Genomic DNA, 16,525 nt, shown 5'->3' on the forward strand with positions numbered 1-16,525 from the left:
GGGATCCAGCGCAAGACTTCGTCGAAGACGCAATAACGAGCCTACGGCGCTTCTTACGCTGGATCCCCGAACGCGAGCGCTGCGCTCTCACGTTCGAGGATGACGAATAAACAATACAAGGCGAGGTTACTTCCAAATGCACATGATCGAGAACGCCATCGACGGGCGTAAGACTGCGGTTCACGCCGCTCGCACGCAGGCCGTCTTTAATCCAGCGACCGGCGAAGAGGTCGCACGACTTCCGCTCTCGAGCGTCGAGGATCTCAACGCAGCCGTCGCGGCGGCGAAGAAGGCCGCGGTTTCCTGGGGCTCGACGCCGCCGATGAAGCGCGTGCGGCCGATGTTCAAGTTCAAGGAGCTTCTTGAGAAGAACGCCGACGAAATCGCGCGCGCCATTTCGCTCGAACACGGCAAGACGCACGCCGACGCGCTCGGCGAGTTGGCGCGCGGTATCGATGTCGTCGATTTCGCCTGTGGCATTCCGCATCTGCTGAAGGGCGAGTTCAGCCGCAACGTCGGGCCAGACATCGACAGCTGGTCGGACCGGCAACCGCTCGGCGTCGTCGCCGGCATCACGCCATTCAACTTCCCGGCCATGGTCCCGATGTGGATGTTTCCCGTCGCCATCGCATGCGGCAACACATTCATTCTGAAGCCGTCCGAACGCGATCCGTCGGCGCCGATGCTGATCTGGGAACTGTTCCAGCAGGCCGGACTGCCGGCTGGCGTGTTCAACGTCGTGCATGGCGACAAGACGATCGTCGATGGCATTCTCGATCACCCGGACATCGCGGCGATATCGTTCGTCGGCTCGACGCCGGTGGCGCAATACATCTACGGCCGCGGCACTGCGAACGGTAAACGCGTTCAGGCACTCGGCGGCGCCAAGAACCACATGATCGTGATGCCCGATGCCGACATGGATCAGGCCGTCGATGCGCTCATGGGCGCGGGCTACGGTTCGGCGGGCGAGCGCTGCATGGCGATTTCGGTCGCGGTTCCAGTCGGCGAAAAGACTGCCGACAAGCTGGTCGAAGCGCTCGCACCACGGGTGCGCAGCCTGAAGGTCGGCCCGGCGACGGACCCTGAGTCCGAGATGGGCCCCGTCGTCACGGCGGACGCCAAGCGAAAGATCACCTCGCTGATCGACAAGGGCGTCGCGGAAGGCGCGAAGCTCGTCGTCGACGGACGTGGGTTGACGTTGCAGGGCTACGAAAACGGATACTTTCTCGGCGGCACGCTGTTCGACAACGTCACGCGCGACATGACGATCTATCGCGAGGAGATTTTCGGGCCGGTACTCGCGGTGGTGCGTGCAAAGAGCTACGACGAAGCCGCCGATCTCATCAATACGCACGAGTACGGCAACGGCACCGCGATCTTCACGCGGGACGGTGATACGGCGCGAGCATTTGCGGACAAGATCGAAGTCGGCATGGTCGGCATCAATGTACCGCTGCCGGTTCCGGTCGCCTATCACTCGTTCGGCGGCTGGAAGCGGTCGCTGTTCGGCGATCACGCGATTTATGGGCCGGAAGGCGTGCACTTCTATACGCGGCTCAAGACCGTCACGGCGCGCTGGCCGGCCGGGATCCGCAAGGGCGCCGAGTTCAACTTCCCGAGCTTGAAATAGTTTTTTCGCGTGAGGAGAGCCGAAGGCACGTTGTTGCGCTGAGCCTTCGGCAAGTCTTGTGCTCGATCCCCGACCATCGGCACGCGCTCTGCGCGCTCGGCCGGGGATGACGACGAGGAAACTTAGTTAGCGGGCGTTGCCGGCTTCGCAGCGTGGGCGGCTACCCGCTGCTTGCAGCTGTCGGAGAGATCGGCGGAGTGCTGCGTCAAGCACTCGCGAATCTTACCCTTGGCATGCTCGACGCCGGCACAGAATTTTTGAACGTCAGCCTTGCATGCGCCTTTTCCGCCCGCCGGACCTGCGGCATCGGATGCCGGCGCCGCACTGTCGGCAGCGAAAGAGGCGGCCGATCCCAACGCGAGGGCGGCGGCAAGCACGATTGCAAATTTCATATCAGCTCCTTGGTGAAGGTTACTCTGCGTTTAACGCGCCTAGCTCGCGCATCCGGCGCAAAAACATCGGGAAGCACCAGGAGAGTTTTCTCCAATCGCTTGGGCGACGGGCACGCAAAATCTCGCGCTGCGCGCCTTCCTTGCGGAAAGCACGCAGTCGCTATTTCGGCATCGACGTCGAAAGCTGATTTAGCGGAGATACGGGCAGACGCGCTCGACGCCGCGGCGATCGATGAAGGTGCCCGTGCGATAGCTGAAGTCTGGGAAATCACGGGCGCAACGATCCATGTCGTTGCGATCGGCGCGATGTTCCGCAACGGCCGAAGCGATCAGCGCGCCACCGACGATGCCGCCGATCAAAGCGCCTGGTCCCCAGCCCCAGCCGCCATGACGCCAACCGACGTGCGTCACGACACCTGCGTCTTTCGCAAGCGTCGGAACGCCAGCGCCGAATGGCGCTGCCGCAGCTTGCTCAGTTGCAGCAAAAGTCGCCGTCATGCTGACGGCAACCAGAGAAGAAGCGATAATCTTTTTCAGTTTCGTCATTGTTACGTTCCCACCGAAACGATGTGCCTGTCCCGCCAAACGCTACCAACGGACTAGATCCGTCGCTTGCCCCAAAACGATCACAAGTCTTGATGATTCGTTGCCAAGATCATGAATCAGCTTCGCGACATTTCGAAGGCGATGAGTCATTAGACGCTCCCGCCGATGAATCTCCGGTGAACCATAAAAGGCAAAAAAAAAGCCGGCCGCTCCGGGGGGAGGAGCGACCGGCGGTGGCCACTGGTGAGGGATCCAGCGGCACGGGGGTTCGAAATTATACTACTCAGCAGCGTGACGAAGGTTCCGGCTGCTCTCGATGTTGTCGAAGCCAAGCGAAGCAGCAACAGCTGCGTGCGCGATGCGTCCATCCTTGACGTTCAATCCTGCTGCGAGATGGGGATCGCGGTCGAAGGCTGCAAGTCCCTTTTCCGCAAGCTTTATGACGAATGGTAGCGTTGCGTTGTTGAGAGCCTGAGCCGACGTGACGGGCACGGCGCCGGGCATGTTCGCGACGCAGTAGTGAATGACGCCGTCGACTTCGAATGTCGGATGCGCGTGAGTCGTCGCCTTTGACGTCTCGAAGCATCCGCCCTGATCGATAGAAACGTCGACGAGCACGGCGCCCCTCTTCATCTCTTTCAGCATCGCGCGGTTGACGAGCTTCGGCGCGCTGGCACCCGCAACGAGCACGGCTCCGATCACGACGTCGGCGGCGAGCACTTCGTTCTCGATCGTATCCATCGTCGATGCGAGCGTCCTGACGCGGCCTTCGAAAAGCTCGTCGAGTTGGCGCAAGCGCGGAAGCGACCGGTCGATGATCGAAACATCGGCACCGAGACCGGCCGCCATCCGCGCCGCATGCGTACCGACGACCCCGCCGCCGAGTACAACGACCTTTGCAGGCTTAACACCGGGCACGCCGCCCATGAGAACGCCGCGACCGCCCGTCGGGCGACGCAGAGCAACAGCGGCAGCTTCGATGGAAAGACGGCCAGCGACTTCGCTCATCGGCGCGAGAAGCGGCAAGCCGCCATTCGCGTCAGTCACGGTTTCATAAGCGATCGCCGTGGCGCCGGATTCCATCAAGCCGATCGCCTGGGGGGCGTCGGGAGCTAGGTGCAAATACGTGAACAGGATCTGGTTCGACTTCAGGCGCTTCCACTCGACCTGCTGGGGCTCCTTGACCTTCACGATCATCTGGGCGTCGAAGAAGACTTCGTCGGCCGTCTTTACGATACGGGCGCCCGCCTTCTCATAGGCTGCGTCATCGGCAAAGATGCCCGCACCGGCGCCGGACTGGACGATCACTTCATGGCCACGCGCCGCGAGCTCGCGAACGGAGCCTGGGACAAGACCGACGCGAAACTCGTCACTCTTGATTTCAGTTGGGACGCCGATCCGCATAGTTCGCTCCTGTAAAGCGCTTGTGCCTGTCTTCTACGGTGTAGATTGCCACACGTCCGGGTTCGTTAGTCGGCAAATTTGGTTGTGCTCAGATCATTTTTCGCGGAAAGTCTTCGTAAAATAGTGGTTAGGCGCAGAAAAATGGCGGAAATATCCTTAGATGCGCTGGATAAGGCCATTCTGGCGGCTCTGATCACCGACGGTCGCCAGAGCCAGGTGGACTTGGCCGAGCAGGTGCCGCTGTCGCCGACGGCCATCGCGCGGCGTATCCGGACGCTGGAACAGTCCGGCGTGATCGATGGGTATCAGGCCAGGATCAACCGCAAGGCCCTCGGCCTGACGATGATGGCCGTGGTGCAGATCAGCCTCGAAAGCCAGAGTGAAGAGTTGCTCGATGCCTTCGAGAAGGCGGCTGCGGCAGCGCCCTCAATCGTGTCTTGCTACATGATGTCGGGGCAGGACGACTATCTGATCACGGTGCTGGCGCGTGATCTCGCGGATTTCGAGCGTATCCATAAGCAGCAACTTTCGCGGCTTCCGGGCGTCGCGCGGCTGCACTCCAGCTTCGTGCTGCGGGAGGTCGCGAGCAGATCCCTGCCGGCATCGAGCTTGCTGCGTTGAGAGCTTTTGTTTTGCGCAGGCGGCCGTCTCGACGAAGGAGAGGCACCTGCGCCAAGGATTAAGGCGCGAGGGCCGCTGCCGAACTGGCGTTCGGTGCGTCGTCGGCATCGCGCTCGTAGCCGGCATGCAACGCCGAGCCATCGCGGCCATAAATATCCTGACGGAATTGGACCTCGCCGTTCGAAGGCTCGGCCCACGCCGTGATGTAGACGAAGTGCACCGGCACCGGGTGGGTCAGCTTCAACTCCATCGGCTGGCCCGTCGCAAGTTGTTTGCCGACACTGCCCGGCCCGCCCCAGCCCGGCTCGTTGTAGGCAATCCAGTCAGCGAGATCGAATACGTTCTGCACGCGCACGCATCCGGCGCTGAAGGGGCGGCTGCGCTGATCGAATAGGGTCTTCATCGGCGTATCGTGCATGTAGACGCCGTATTGGTTCGTCATATCGAGGCGCAGCAAGCCCAGCGCGTTCTTCGCGCCGGGGTCCTGCTTAAAGCGATAGGTCGACGTTTGCGGCGACGACCAGTCGACCTTAGTGGGATCGAGCTCCTGGCCGTTCGCGGTGAAGACGCGGATGCCTTCCTGGCTGAGATATCCCGGCTCTTTCCGAAGGCGCGGAATGAGATCCAAGGTCGCGATGCTCTGCGGCACGTGCCAATACGGATAGAAGTTGATGTTCCTGATCATCGCAGCAACTTCGGGCGTTTCGCGCTCTGGGCGGCCGACAATGGTCCGGAACCGCAACTGCACTTCGAATTTCGAGACGGCCTCGGCCTGAAATGCGGGAATGTTCACGAGGACGTAGCGATCCTCGACGTTTTGCATCAGACCTTTGATGCGATCATAATTGAGCTTGAGTTCGGCGACCCGCTGATCGGCGGGGATGTTCAAAACCGGATAAACAGAACGCTCGATTCGCCCCGTCTCGCGCAGGCCGTTGCGCCTCTGAAAATGCTTCACGCCCTCGGTCAATTCGGAATCGAATGTGGTCGAGTCGTAATAGGAACTCTTCGCCGACAGATCGCCGGTGATCCGCAGACGCTTTCTCAGAATCGGAATGCGTTCGTCGTCGTCGCCTTCGCGCATCATGCGACCCGGCGGAACGACAGGCCAACCCCCGGCATTGACAATATTCTGATAACGCTCAATCGCGGCCGCGACGGCGCTCAACATGACGTCGCTGCGCCACGGCGTCGAATCGGGGCGCAGGTCGTCGAGCTTCTCAGGCCGCCGCTCGACGGGCGCGCTGTTCGTGCTCGTGTCTGAGCCGTAATTTCGCTGAAGCTGATCCCAGAAACTTTGAGCATCGCCCCGCGTAACGAACTGCGGGAGAAACTGGGCAATCGCAATGAGTAGACCTAGCGCGGATGCTTTAAGAACTGGCGTTCCAAACCGCGTTGTAGAAGTCACGTCCTTCATCCAGCTTTCTCGGCTCTTTCCTCAATGAGGCGCACCATAAATAAATCCACGCGAGCGAGGCTTCGAATATTGTCGCAACCCCGTGTTGCACTGCTAACGTGCTTTTTCAGCCACTGAACTGGCATCACGCATATGGCTAAAGAGTGACGCTTTACCAAGCCGATCCCGTCGGCTCAGCGTACGAAATACGATGCAATGTGGCCCACGTGCCGCGCTCATTCCGCAGCACGCCGAAAGCACGCTTATCGCGAGAAGTGATCGTATCCGAACCGCGAAACCTCGATCGGAGTTCCGTCGGAATCGAGTACGCGCAACGGAATATTCTCTTGAAGTGCGCCGAGGTCATGTACCGGGATGCCGGCCGTCTCCGCTCCCCGCTGAAATGCTGCGACGGATGCCGGGGGCACGGCCATCAGCAGTTCGTAATCGTCGCCGCCGCCCAAGACGGCCTGCGTTAGAGTGGGATCTTGGGCCAGGACGGACGCTGCCGCCCGCGATACCGGAATTAAGCCGAAGTCGAGCGTCAATCCGAGAGGGCCAGCGAGTCGCGCCAGATCCTTCAGCAGCCCGTCGGAGATGTCGAGCGCGGCTGACGCATAAGCGCGGAGCGGTGGGCCGAGCGCCAGACGTGGCATCGGCCGGAGATAGCGGCCCGCAAGGAACGCGCGCTCCTCCGCAGTGAGAGCGGGCAAGGCCGACGGATCGCCGTGAACCAGGAGCCCCAGCGCGGAATCGCCGATCGTGCCTGTCACGAAGACATGGTCACCGATCGCTGCCCCCTGGCGGCGGACGAATTCGCCCTGAGGCACCGCGCCGACAATCGTCACGCCGATTGAAAGCGGACCCGGCGTCAGATCGGTGTCCCCGCCAATCAGATGGCAACCGAAGCTTTCCTGTGCCGACTTGAGGCCTTCGGCAAACGCGCTCATCCAATCTCTATCCGGCGCTTCGGGAAGGGCGAGGTTGAGCATATACGCGAGCGGGCGCGCGCCTTTCGCGGCGAGATCGGAGGCGTTGACGGCGAGCGCTTTCCAGGCGATGTCGGCGGGTCTATCAGCAGCGAAAAAATGCACGCCCGCTATGATGGGGTCGCTTGTGAAGACGAGATCGGTTCCGGGTTCCGGAGACAGCAGGGCTGCGTCGTCGCGCAGTCCGAACGCACCTGGAGCGCCGCGCGTGAGCGGTGCGAGATAGGTCTGGATCAGATCGGTTTCGTTGGCGATCCGATCGCCCGAGCCGGGTCTATCGTTGAATGGCGCTGGCGGCATGGTTCAGACCCCGACGCTCCGACGCCGTCAGGACGGCGTTACGCGCTTTGAAACGAATTCGTGACCGCGATGTCGCCGCGCGAGCTTGTCGAGGACGCCGTTCACCACGCGCGGCTCTTCCTCGTCGAAGAAGGTGTGCGCGACGTTCACGTATTCGTTGATCGCCACCCGAGCGGGAACGTCTGCGCGGTCGAGAATTTCAGCGACACCAGCGCGGAGAATGGCGCGCAGGATCGAATCGACGCGCACGAGCCGCCATCCGGTTGCGAGTTGCTCGTCGATCATCGGGTCGATTTCGCGCTGGCGGCGCACGACGGCGCGCAAGACATCGGCGAAGAAAACGCGGTCGGCGGTCGCCAGCGTCTCGTTGCGGTTTTCTCCTTCGAAGTGCTGCTCGATGAACTCGGCAATGACGTCATTCACGTCAGTGCCAGCCATGTCCATTTGATAGAGCGCCTGCACGGCCGCGATGCGCGCTGCCGTGCGTTGCGTGATTTCCCCAACCCTCGGTTTGCCCTTGGCGGTCATGCCTGCGCGCCCCAGAAAGCGCGCTTCGTCTCGATAAGGCGGAGGCAGGCGCGAGCGGCATCGCCGCCCTTGCCGTTGATGCCGCCTTCGGCGCGCGCAAGAGCCTGGGCGCGGGTATCGACGGTGAGGATCGCGTTACCGACCGGAATGCTTTGATGCATTGCGACATCCATCAGCCAGTGGTTGGCGTTGTTGCAGACGATATCATAATGAGCCGTTTCACCGCGAATGACGCAGCCCAACGCAAGAGCGCCATCGAACATCGCGCGTCCGGCCGCGCGCGCTTCGGCAGCGGCCGCGAGCACCTGGGGAATTTCCAGCGCGCCGGGAACGGAAATGCGTTCAAAGGTGACGCCGCGCTTGGCGCATTCGGCGACGGCGCCTTCGATCAGCAGATCGGCGATGTCTTCGTAGAAGCGCGCTTCGATGAAAAGAACGTGCGCGCGAATCGGAGCCGCGCCTTTATCGTCCTGAGGCGCTCCTGGAGTTTTCTGGACCATGGCTCAGGCTACTCGATTTTCCGGGTTCCGGTGACGCGCAGCCCGAACGCTTCGAGGCCCACGTACACATGTTGCGGGGAAGTGGTCAAAAGCACCATGTCCTTGACGCCGAGATCGGCCAGGATCTGCGAGCCGACGCCAATTTCGACCTGACGGCGCTCTTTGCTCGAATCCTCAGCGCTTCCCGGCGTCGTCCGCCGCGAGACCCATTCTGATACCGACTTCGGACGGAGATCGCGGATCAAGACGATGACACCGCGGCCGTCAGCTTCGACGGCGCGCATCGCCTGCGCGATGGCACTCCCATCTTCGCAGGTTTGATCGACGCCGAGAACGTCGGAGAGAACATTCACGGCATGAACGCGGACAAGCACCGGGCCGCCCTTGGAGACATCGCCTTTGACGAGCGCCAGATGCTCTCCCGGCTCGACCGTCGTGTCGTAGACGTAGAGATTGAAATCACCTGCCGTCGTCTGAACCGGCGCCTGAGCGACGCGCTTGACGATGCGATCGTTCTTCAGGCGATAGGCGATGAGATCTTCGATCGCGCCGATCTTGAGGTTGTGGAATTGGGCGAACGCCGCGAGATCAGCCATGCGCGCCATCGTGCCGTCTTCGTTCATCACCTCGCAGATGACGGCCGACGGATTGAGGCCCGCGAGCTTCGCGAGGTCGATCGAGGCTTCGGTGTGACCGGCGCGGACAAGGACGCCGCCTTCACGCGCAATCAACGGGAAGACGTGACCGGGCGAGACGATGTCGTTGGCACCCTTCGTCGGATCGATGGCGGTCGCGATGGTGCGCGCGCGATCGAATGCCGAGATGCCTGTCGAGATCCCTTCGCGGGCCTCAATCGACGCCGTGAAGGCGGTGCGGTTGCGCGAGCCGTTGTGCCGGACCATGAAATCGAGATTGAGTTCGTTGGCGCGCGCCTGCGTCAGCGAAAGGCAGACGAGCCCGCGGCCATACTTGGCCATGAAGTTGATGGCGTCCGGAGTCGCCATTTGCGCCGGGACGATGAGATCGCCTTCGTTCTCGCGATCTTCGGCATCGACGAGAATGACCATTCGGCCATTCTGCATCTCTTCGATGATCTCTTCGATCGGCGACAATACGCTGCCGCTCGAAGCGGCTTGTAGATTCGATGAGCCCGACATCAGGGGCGAAACTCCATGAGCCGCGCGACGTAGCGCGCGAAAACGTCCACTTCCAGATTGACCAGATCGCCGGGGGTTTTCGCGCCCCAGGTTGTCACCGTCAAGCTGTGAGGAATGAGATTGACCCCGAAACGGGATTCCGCAACCTCGTTGACGGTCAACGAGGTTCCGTCCAGCGCAACCGAGCCCTTAGGTGCAATATAGCGGGAAAGATGCTCGGGCGCTTCCAAAAGAAAGCGCCGGCTGTCGCCGTCGGGCGTGATCGAGATGATTTTCGCGACGCCGTCGACGTGCCCCGAGACGATATGCCCGCCAAGTTCGTCTCCGGCCCGCAACGATCGCTCCAAATTGACGCGGTGGCCCGGCTTCCAGGCGCCGAGGGTGGTTTTGGCCAGCGTTTCGTTTGAGACGTCGACGTTAAATTCGGCACCGGCCGGGATCGGTTTGATGGCCGTCGCGGTGAGGCAAACGCCGTCGCAGCAAATTGAAAGGCCAGTTTCTTCCGGCTTCAGGCGATAGGCGGTCCGGAGCGTGAAGTGCCCCGGCGAACGCGCCACCACCTCGCCGACATCGGTGATCAATCCGGTAAACATCTGATCAGCGTCCTTCTTTATTCGCGAGGCGGCGATACCGCCACATCGTATCGGCGCCGATTGTTCGGCGTTCGACGGCGGTCATTCCAAGGTTGCCCAGCCATCTCGTGACGGCCGTGTCGGCGTCGCTGTCCGATGGGCTTCCAGCCATATAGAGCATGATCTCGTCTGCCAGCGCTGCGCCGGCGAAGCTGCGCCAAATCGCCGGGCCGCCCTCAACGAGCAGTCGCGTGATGCCGCGCGCCACCAGAGCTTCCATGATCGACGGCAGCCAGAGCGCGTTGCCGACGACGCCGACATCGACAATTTCGGTACCGCCTTCGGCTATAGCGCTTTTCTTCGCTGCATCGCTATCGGCCGAAGTCATCAGCCAAACGGGAACCGTCCGCGCGCTGCGGAAAATCTTGGCGCCGACGGAGAGATCGAGAGACCGCGAGAGCACGACGCGCACGGGCGAACGATCAAGAAGACCCGGCAGCCGGCATGTCAGTTCGGGATCGTCGTCTCTGACGGTCGCGCTGCCGACGAGGATGGCGTCGAACTCCTTGCGCAGGAGCATACCATGAAGACGGGCAAGCTCACCCGTGACCCATATTGGAGCCGATCCCGAGCCGCGCGCGATATCTCCGTTGGCGTCAAGTGCGAGCTTCAATGTTACGAGCGGGCGGCGCTCGGTGATGCGCACGATGTGGCCGCGCGTGATCCAGCGGGCTTCAGCCGCGCCGACACCGCGCACGACCTCGATGCCCGCTTGGCGCAACCGATTGAGACCGCGGCCCGCGACGCGGGGATCGGGATCTTCGATGGCGACGACGACGCGCTTCAAACCGGCAGCGACGATGGCGTCGGCACACGGCGGCGTGCGGCCGTAATGGGAGCATGGTTCAAGCGTGACGTAGATTGTTTTGCCGCGCGCGTTGTCTCCGGCCAGCGCGATCGCTTGCGTCTCGGCATGGGGACGGCCGCCTCGCGCCGTGGTGCCGCGCGAGACAACTTCGCCCGTCGCTTCATCGACAATCACAGCGCCGACTGACGGATTGGGCGCCGTGGCGCCGAGCCCGCGCTCGGCCATGCGAAGCGCGATCGCCATCATCTCGGCGTCAAACGCATGACTTTTGTTACTCGACATACGGCTTAGTGCTTTTTCTCGCCCGCAAGCTCGTCGATGACGGGGGTTCCGAACCGCTCGTTGAGATCCAGCGGATTCTGGGTATCGCTCGCGAGCTCGCGGAGAACTGCGTGAAAGTCCGCCGCGTCGCGGAAATCGCGATAGACGGATGCGAAGCGTACATAAGCGACAGGATCGAGGCCGCGCAAGGCCGCCATGACGAGTTCGCCGATCTCGGCCGAGGTGATCTCCGATTCGCCCGAGCTTTCGAGCTGGCGGACGAGCCCCGAAACCAAGCGATCGATACGCTCGGGCTCGATTGGGCGTTTGCGCATTGCAACAGAGATCGACTTCGAAAGCTTGTCGCGATCGAACAGAACCTTCCGGCCGGAACGCTTGACGACCGTCAGCTCCCGAAGCTGCACACGCTCGAACGTCGTGAAACGGCCGCCGCAATCGGCGCAGATACGCCGACGGCGGATCGCGGCGTTTTCGTCCGACGGCCGGCTATCCTTGACCTGGCTATCCTCGCTTCCGCAGAACGGACAGCGCATCCTTCAATCCCTTTCCATCACCCGCCGACCCACGCCGGCGCGACGCACCGTTGTTTCCTGAGGGACAGATTTCTTCTTAACCACAAGCCAGATTCCAGCGCCAACACACATACCCGACATGGTCGTCGGGAAGTTTTCAACAATGAGAAAGCCTCAAGATGAAAACATTTCCTTATTTCGCCGTGGCGACGATCGCGAGCTTCATTTTTACATATAGCGTTTTTGCCGCCGTCTCGGACGACAAAGGCGTCGAGCACTGGATGGCGCAGCAAACCTCGGCTTTGGCTGCGATTACAGCCGGTAACGGGTAAATCCAAAAGAAAAGAGCGCCGGAATGATCCGGCGCCCTCGAATGTTTGAACTCAAAGTTCTGTTCAGGCGTAGATCGGGAACCGATCGCAGAGCGCCGTCGCCTTGGCTTTGACGGCGGCTTCGACGGCAGCGTTGCCCTCTTCGCCATTCTTCGCGAGACCGTCGAGAACTTCCGAGATGAGACGGCCGATCTCCTGGAACTCGGCGACACCGAAGCCGCGCGTCGTACCGGCGGGCGAACCCAAGCGAATGCCCGACGTCACCATCGGCTTCTCAGGGTCGAACGGGATGCCGTTCTTGTTGCAGGTGATGTGCGCCCGCTCCAAGGACTTTTCAGCCTTGTTGCCGGTGATCTTCTTCGGACGAAGGTCAACGAGGATGAGGTGCGTGTCGGTACCGCCGGAGACAAGCGCGAAACCGTTCTGCACCATGACCTCGCCAAGCGCCTTGGCGTTGTCCATGACGTTCTTAATGTAGACCTTGTAGTCGGGCCGCAGCGCCTCGCCGAAGGCAACGGCCTTCGCGGCGATGACGTGCATGAGCGGACCGCCCTGAATCCCCGGGAAGATCGCCGAGTTGATCTTCTTCGCAATGGCTTCGTCGTTCGTCAGGATCATGCCGCCACGCGGACCGCGCAACGTCTTGTGCGTCGTCGTCGTGACGACGTGAGCGTGCGGGAACGGGCTTGGGATGAGTCCGGCCGCAACGAGACCGGCGAAGTGGGCCATGTCGACAAGGAACGTAGCGCCGACTTCATCCGCGATGGCGCGGAACGCCGCGAAATCGATCTTGCGGGGATAGGCAGAGCCGCCCGCGATGATGATGCGCGGCTTGTGCTCATGCGCCAGCTTCTTCACCTCATCCATGTCGATGAGGTTGGTGTCGGGCTTCACCATGTAATGCACGGCGTTGAACCACTTGCCCGACTGGTTGACCGACGCGCCGTGCGTCAAGTGTCCGCCAGCTGCGAGCGAGAGGCCGAGGATGGTATCGCCCGGCTTCGCGAGCGCATTGAAGACGCCCTGGTTCGCCTGCGATCCAGAGTTCGGCTGCACGTTGGCGAAACCGCAATTGAAAAGCTTCTTGGCCCGATCGATCGCCAGTTCTTCAGCGATGTCGACGTACTGGCAGCCACCGTAGTAGCGCTTGCCGGGGTAACCTTCGGCGTACTTGTTTGTCAGGACCGAGCCCGCAGCATCGAGCACGGCCTGGGAGACGATGTTCTCGGACGCGATGAGCTCAATTTCGTGCTGTTGGCGCCCGAATTCTTTTTGGATCGCGGAGAAGACTTCTGGGTCGGTCTCCGAAAGGTGCGCCTTGAAGAAGCGCGACGTCTGCGAAGTTGCTGCGGCCGGGGCAGTCGACATGGGCTTTCCTCTGATTTTGGAAATGTTTTTGTAGCGTTGGCGGGAGCCCGTGGGCAAGCCCGGCCGGACGCGGTTTCAATCATAGTAAGGGCTTAGGCGCCAGCGCTCAACACCTCAAACGCCCGCGTAATATAGGCGCGGATGGGACTTTCGGCCCAAAGGGACAGTCTTACCCTACTCCCCGGACCTACTCCCGGACACCGCTTTACTCCGCCGCTTCGGCGAGGCTTTCCATGAGGGCGAACGGGCACTGAGACCAAAGCTCAGAGAGCGCGCCAACCAAATGATCCATGTCGGCATCGGTATGATGGGGCGACGGCGTCAGACGCAGCCGCTCGGTGCCGCGGGGGACAGTAGGGTAGTTAATCGGCTGGACATAGATTCCGAAGCGATCGAGCAGGACGTCGGTCAACGCCTTGCAACGGACCGGGTCGGCGACGAGCACAGGCACGATGTGGCTTGGGCCAGGGATGACTGGAAGATCGGCAGCTGCCAGCTTCCGCTTCAACGTGCGAGCCCGCTCCTGATGCTGCTCACGCTCGACGCTGCTCGTCTTCAGGTGGCGAATTGATGCCAGCGCGCCGGCGGCGATGGCCGGGGCCAGCGACGTCGTGAAGATGAAGCCCGGCGCGTAGGAACGGATGGCGTCGCAGAGGGTTTTCGAGGCAGCGACGTAGCCGCCCATGACGCCGAAGCCCTTGGCCAGCGTGCCGTTGATGATGTCGACGCGATCCATCACGCCGTCACGCTCAGCGACTCCGCCGCCGCGACGGCCGTAAAGGCCGACCGCGTGCACTTCGTCGAGATAGGTCAGCGCGTTGTACTTTTTCGCGAGGTCGCAGATGGCGCCGATCGGCGCGACGTGACCATCCATTGAATAAACGCTCTCGAAAGCGATGATTTTCGGCGTCTCGCGCGGCACCGACTTCAGCTTGGCTTCGAGATCGGCGATGTCGTTGTGAAGAAAGATCTGCTTGGGACCGCGGCCATTGCGGATGCCTGCGATCATCGAGGCGTGGTTCTTCTCATCGGAAAAGATCACGCAGCCCGGAAAGAGAGTTGCGAGCGTCGACAGCGCCGCTTCATTGGCAACGAAGGCGGACGTGAATACGAGCGCGGCTTCCTTGTTGTGAAGGTCGGCAAGCTCATTCTCAAGCTCGACGTGATAGTGAGTCGTGCCAGCGATATTTCGCGTTCCGCCAGAACCGGCGCCGACGAGATCGATGGCTTCGTGCATGGCGGCGAGCACATCGGGATGCTGACCCATGCCGAGATAATCGTTGGAGCACCAAACGGTGATCGGCTTTGCCGCTTCGCCCTTGAGGACGTCTGCTTTCGGGAAGTCACCTCGGCGGCGCTTCACATCGGCGAAAACCCGGTAACGGCCCTCTTTTTTGACGGTCGCGAGGGCATCAGAGAGCTTCTGCTCGTAATTCATCTTCTGGTTTCCGCTCCCAAAAGCACGACGTTCATTTTTTTGCCTTTATGGACCTGTGACTCATAAAGGACCAGTGCCGTTTCGTCGCGCAGAAGAATGAAATTTTAGTCAGATGCAAGCACATTCTTCAATGACAAAGGGACCAGAATTAGACCTTCCCAACTATGCCGGGGCGCCGCAATCGACCTTGAGGCGCGTCAAAGCATACCAAGGTATGTAAGAGACGGGGGCGATTAAATTAATAGGAGGCCGCGATCTCCCCGACGCCGTCCTTCTGATAGATGTCGCGGCGGAACTGGACGACCCCGTCCTCCGTGGCCCAGGCGCTGATATAAACGAAGAGCAGTTGGACGGGCTTCTTCAACCGGACGTCGAGGGGCTTACCCGTTTCCCTCATTTGCGCGATTCTTTCAGCGTCCCAGCCGCTTTGTCCAGCAAGCAACCAAGCCGCCAGATTTTCGATGTTGTGGACCCGGATGCAGCCGGAACTTTCCGACCGGAAGTTGCGGCCGAAAATGCGGTCGGACGGGGTGTCGTGCATGTAGACAGAGTGGGCGCTGTCGAAATTGATCTTTAGGAAACCGAGCGGGTTCTCCTTGCCGGGTTTCTGGCTGTAACGGTAAGTGCCAGGCGTGACCTTGTCCCAATTGATCTTCGCCGGATCGACCTTCTTGCCGGTGCCGTCGTAGGCGTCGATGCCGAACTTCAGAAGGACGTTCTGCCCCTTCGACTGCATTTGCTGACCGCGCGGGATCAAATCTTCCGAGATTACCGTCGGCGGCAGGCGCCATGTGGGGTTGAAGCTCAAATCGGTGATCGGCGTGTGGAGCAGCGGTGTCGGCCGGTCCGCCTTGCCGACGACGCCGGCATAGCGGGCAACGATCTGGCCGTTTTCCACCGCTTCGATGTGGGCAGCAGGAATGTTCACGACGACGTATTTCTTCGAGGTCGTCGGAATGGCCTCCTGCAGGCGCGCCAGATTGACTTTCAATTGCTTGAGACGGACGTCGGCGGGAACATTCAGCGCGACGATGGTGCGCTTGTCGGCGATGCCCGTCGGGGTCAGGCCGTTCGACGCCTGGAACCGCTTCAGCGCTTTGTCGAGGTCGTTATCGAAATAGGTCGACGTGGTGTTGCCGCTTCTGAGATCGCCGGACGCGGTGAGGCGGGCGCGAAGAACTGCGACGCTCGGGTCGGTCGTCCCGTATTGCATCAGGCTATCGCGCGGGGTCTTGTTCGGCGGTTCAGGAATTGTCGGCCAACCGCCCCGACTAACAATCATGAGGTACTGGCGGACAGCCATTTTCGTGGCTTCAATGTTAGCTTTCGCAAGCGTCGCGAAGCCCTTCGGAGGGTTCGCCTCCCATTCCCGCACGAAATCCGGATCGGTCGGATTGGTCGAGAGCGACGAGCCGGGCGCGTCATTGCCGACGGGGCCGAAATTGATCCAGCCGAAGCTTTGGGCGGCCGCTCCTCCCTGCCCGGCCCAGCCCGCCGCCGACAAGGCGACAAAACCAATACCGACCACAAGCGATGCGATTTTTCGGCCCGTACGGCCGGCTGCCCCGTATTTCGGCTGTCCCACGGGCATGTCCCCTCCCCGATCGTTCGCAATTCGCGCTTTCGAACGGGTTCAGTCTAACTGAATTGCCGGAAATGAAAAAGGACCGCCCTGCTTTTCACAGGA

At 61.4% G+C, this 16,525-nt stretch carries 17 protein-coding genes; 3 read left to right on the forward strand and 14 right to left on the reverse strand.

Going from position 1 to position 16,525, the window contains the following annotated elements:
- The first annotated feature begins 136 nt into the window (after nucleotides 1-136).
- Nucleotides 137-1,633: a CoA-acylating methylmalonate-semialdehyde dehydrogenase gene (locus tag WC811_RS05630; protein ID WP_372641898.1), complete on the forward strand. Its 1,497-nt coding sequence runs from the start codon at nucleotides 137-139 to the stop codon at nucleotides 1,631-1,633.
- Nucleotides 1,634-1,755: 122 nt separating this feature from the next.
- On the opposite strand, the gene WC811_RS05635 is transcribed toward WC811_RS05630, so the two are convergent.
- The 3 genes from WC811_RS05635 to ald form a co-directional block, all read right to left on the reverse strand.
- A complete protein-coding gene (locus WC811_RS05635; RefSeq protein WP_372641900.1) occupies nucleotides 1,756-2,025 on the reverse strand; it encodes a cysteine rich repeat-containing protein in 270 nt (89 codons plus the stop codon).
- Nucleotides 2,026-2,214: 189 nt separating this feature from the next.
- Entirely contained in the window at nucleotides 2,215-2,571 is a 357-nt protein-coding gene (locus tag WC811_RS05640; protein WP_372641902.1) for a hypothetical protein, read from the reverse strand.
- A gap of 279 nt (nucleotides 2,572-2,850) precedes the next feature.
- Nucleotides 2,851-3,975: an alanine dehydrogenase gene (ald, locus tag WC811_RS05645; RefSeq protein ID WP_372641904.1), complete on the reverse strand. Its 1,125-nt coding sequence runs from the start codon at nucleotides 3,973-3,975 to the stop codon at nucleotides 2,851-2,853.
- Between the two features lie 141 nt (nucleotides 3,976-4,116).
- Here ald and WC811_RS05650 point away from each other — a divergent pair, with 141 nt between their 5' ends.
- The gene (locus tag WC811_RS05650; RefSeq protein WP_372641906.1) at nucleotides 4,117-4,596 is read left to right on the forward strand and encodes an Lrp/AsnC family transcriptional regulator; all 480 of its coding nucleotides are present in this window, start codon (nucleotides 4,117-4,119) and stop codon (nucleotides 4,594-4,596) included.
- A 58-nt stretch (nucleotides 4,597-4,654) separates the two neighbouring features.
- Here WC811_RS05650 and WC811_RS05655 read toward each other — a convergent pair whose 3' ends face one another.
- The 8 genes from WC811_RS05655 to nrdR all read right to left on the reverse strand — a co-directional run bounded on the left by WC811_RS05655 (nucleotide 4,655) and on the right by nrdR (nucleotide 11,721).
- Nucleotides 4,655-6,013, reverse strand: a complete 1,359-nt coding sequence (locus WC811_RS05655) for a murein L,D-transpeptidase (protein ID WP_372641908.1) — start codon at nucleotides 6,011-6,013, stop codon at nucleotides 4,655-4,657.
- Between the two features lie 242 nt (nucleotides 6,014-6,255).
- Entirely contained in the window at nucleotides 6,256-7,281 is a 1,026-nt protein-coding gene (gene thiL / locus WC811_RS05660) for a thiamine-phosphate kinase (protein WP_372641910.1), read from the reverse strand.
- Nucleotides 7,282-7,308: 27 nt separating this feature from the next.
- Nucleotides 7,309-7,809, reverse strand: a complete 501-nt coding sequence (gene nusB / locus WC811_RS05665) for a transcription antitermination factor NusB (protein WP_372641912.1) — start codon at nucleotides 7,807-7,809, stop codon at nucleotides 7,309-7,311.
- A complete protein-coding gene (gene ribH / locus WC811_RS05670) occupies nucleotides 7,806-8,309 on the reverse strand; it encodes a 6,7-dimethyl-8-ribityllumazine synthase (RefSeq protein WP_372641914.1) in 504 nt (167 codons plus the stop codon). Before ribH ends, nusB begins: the two co-directional genes overlap by 4 nt.
- Nucleotides 8,310-8,317: 8 nt before the next feature.
- A complete protein-coding gene (gene ribB, locus WC811_RS05675) occupies nucleotides 8,318-9,466 on the reverse strand; it encodes a 3,4-dihydroxy-2-butanone-4-phosphate synthase (protein ID WP_372641916.1) in 1,149 nt (382 codons plus the stop codon).
- Nucleotides 9,466-10,059 (reverse strand): riboflavin synthase, encoded by a 594-nt coding sequence (locus tag WC811_RS05680; RefSeq protein WP_372641918.1) that lies wholly within the window; start codon nucleotides 10,057-10,059, stop codon nucleotides 9,466-9,468. The genes ribB and WC811_RS05680 overlap by 1 nt, the downstream gene beginning before the upstream one ends.
- A 4-nt stretch (nucleotides 10,060-10,063) precedes the next feature.
- The gene (gene ribD, locus WC811_RS05685) at nucleotides 10,064-11,188 is read right to left on the reverse strand and encodes a bifunctional diaminohydroxyphosphoribosylaminopyrimidine deaminase/5-amino-6-(5-phosphoribosylamino)uracil reductase RibD (protein WP_372641920.1); all 1,125 of its coding nucleotides are present in this window, start codon (nucleotides 11,186-11,188) and stop codon (nucleotides 10,064-10,066) included.
- A 5-nt stretch (nucleotides 11,189-11,193) separates the two neighbouring features.
- Nucleotides 11,194-11,721 (reverse strand): transcriptional regulator NrdR, encoded by a 528-nt coding sequence (gene nrdR, locus WC811_RS05690; RefSeq protein ID WP_372641922.1) that lies wholly within the window; start codon nucleotides 11,719-11,721, stop codon nucleotides 11,194-11,196.
- A gap of 158 nt (nucleotides 11,722-11,879) precedes the next feature.
- On the opposite strand from nrdR, the gene WC811_RS05695 reads away from it, so the two are divergent.
- Complete coding sequence (locus WC811_RS05695) at nucleotides 11,880-12,032, forward strand: hypothetical protein (protein ID WP_372641924.1); 153 nt, start codon at nucleotides 11,880-11,882, stop codon at nucleotides 12,030-12,032.
- A gap of 63 nt (nucleotides 12,033-12,095) precedes the next feature.
- Here WC811_RS05695 and glyA read toward each other — a convergent pair whose 3' ends face one another.
- The 3 genes from glyA to WC811_RS05710 all read right to left on the reverse strand — a co-directional run bounded on the left by glyA (nucleotide 12,096) and on the right by WC811_RS05710 (nucleotide 16,429).
- On the reverse strand, nucleotides 12,096-13,400 hold the full coding sequence (glyA, locus tag WC811_RS05700) for a serine hydroxymethyltransferase (RefSeq protein WP_372641926.1): 1,305 nt from the start codon (nucleotides 13,398-13,400) through the stop codon (nucleotides 12,096-12,098).
- 205 nt (nucleotides 13,401-13,605) lie between these two features.
- Nucleotides 13,606-14,838, reverse strand: coding sequence for a 5-aminolevulinate synthase (hemA, locus tag WC811_RS05705; RefSeq protein WP_372641928.1), 1,233 nt, complete (start codon nucleotides 14,836-14,838; stop codon nucleotides 13,606-13,608).
- Nucleotides 14,839-15,076: 238 nt separating this feature from the next.
- Nucleotides 15,077-16,429, reverse strand: a complete 1,353-nt coding sequence (locus WC811_RS05710; RefSeq protein WP_372641930.1) for a murein L,D-transpeptidase — start codon at nucleotides 16,427-16,429, stop codon at nucleotides 15,077-15,079.
- Nucleotides 16,430-16,525: the final 96 nt, after the last annotated feature.

Source organism: Hyphomicrobium sp. (assembly GCF_041659645.1).
Taxonomy (GTDB): Bacteria; Pseudomonadota; Alphaproteobacteria; order Rhizobiales; family Hyphomicrobiaceae; genus Hyphomicrobium_B.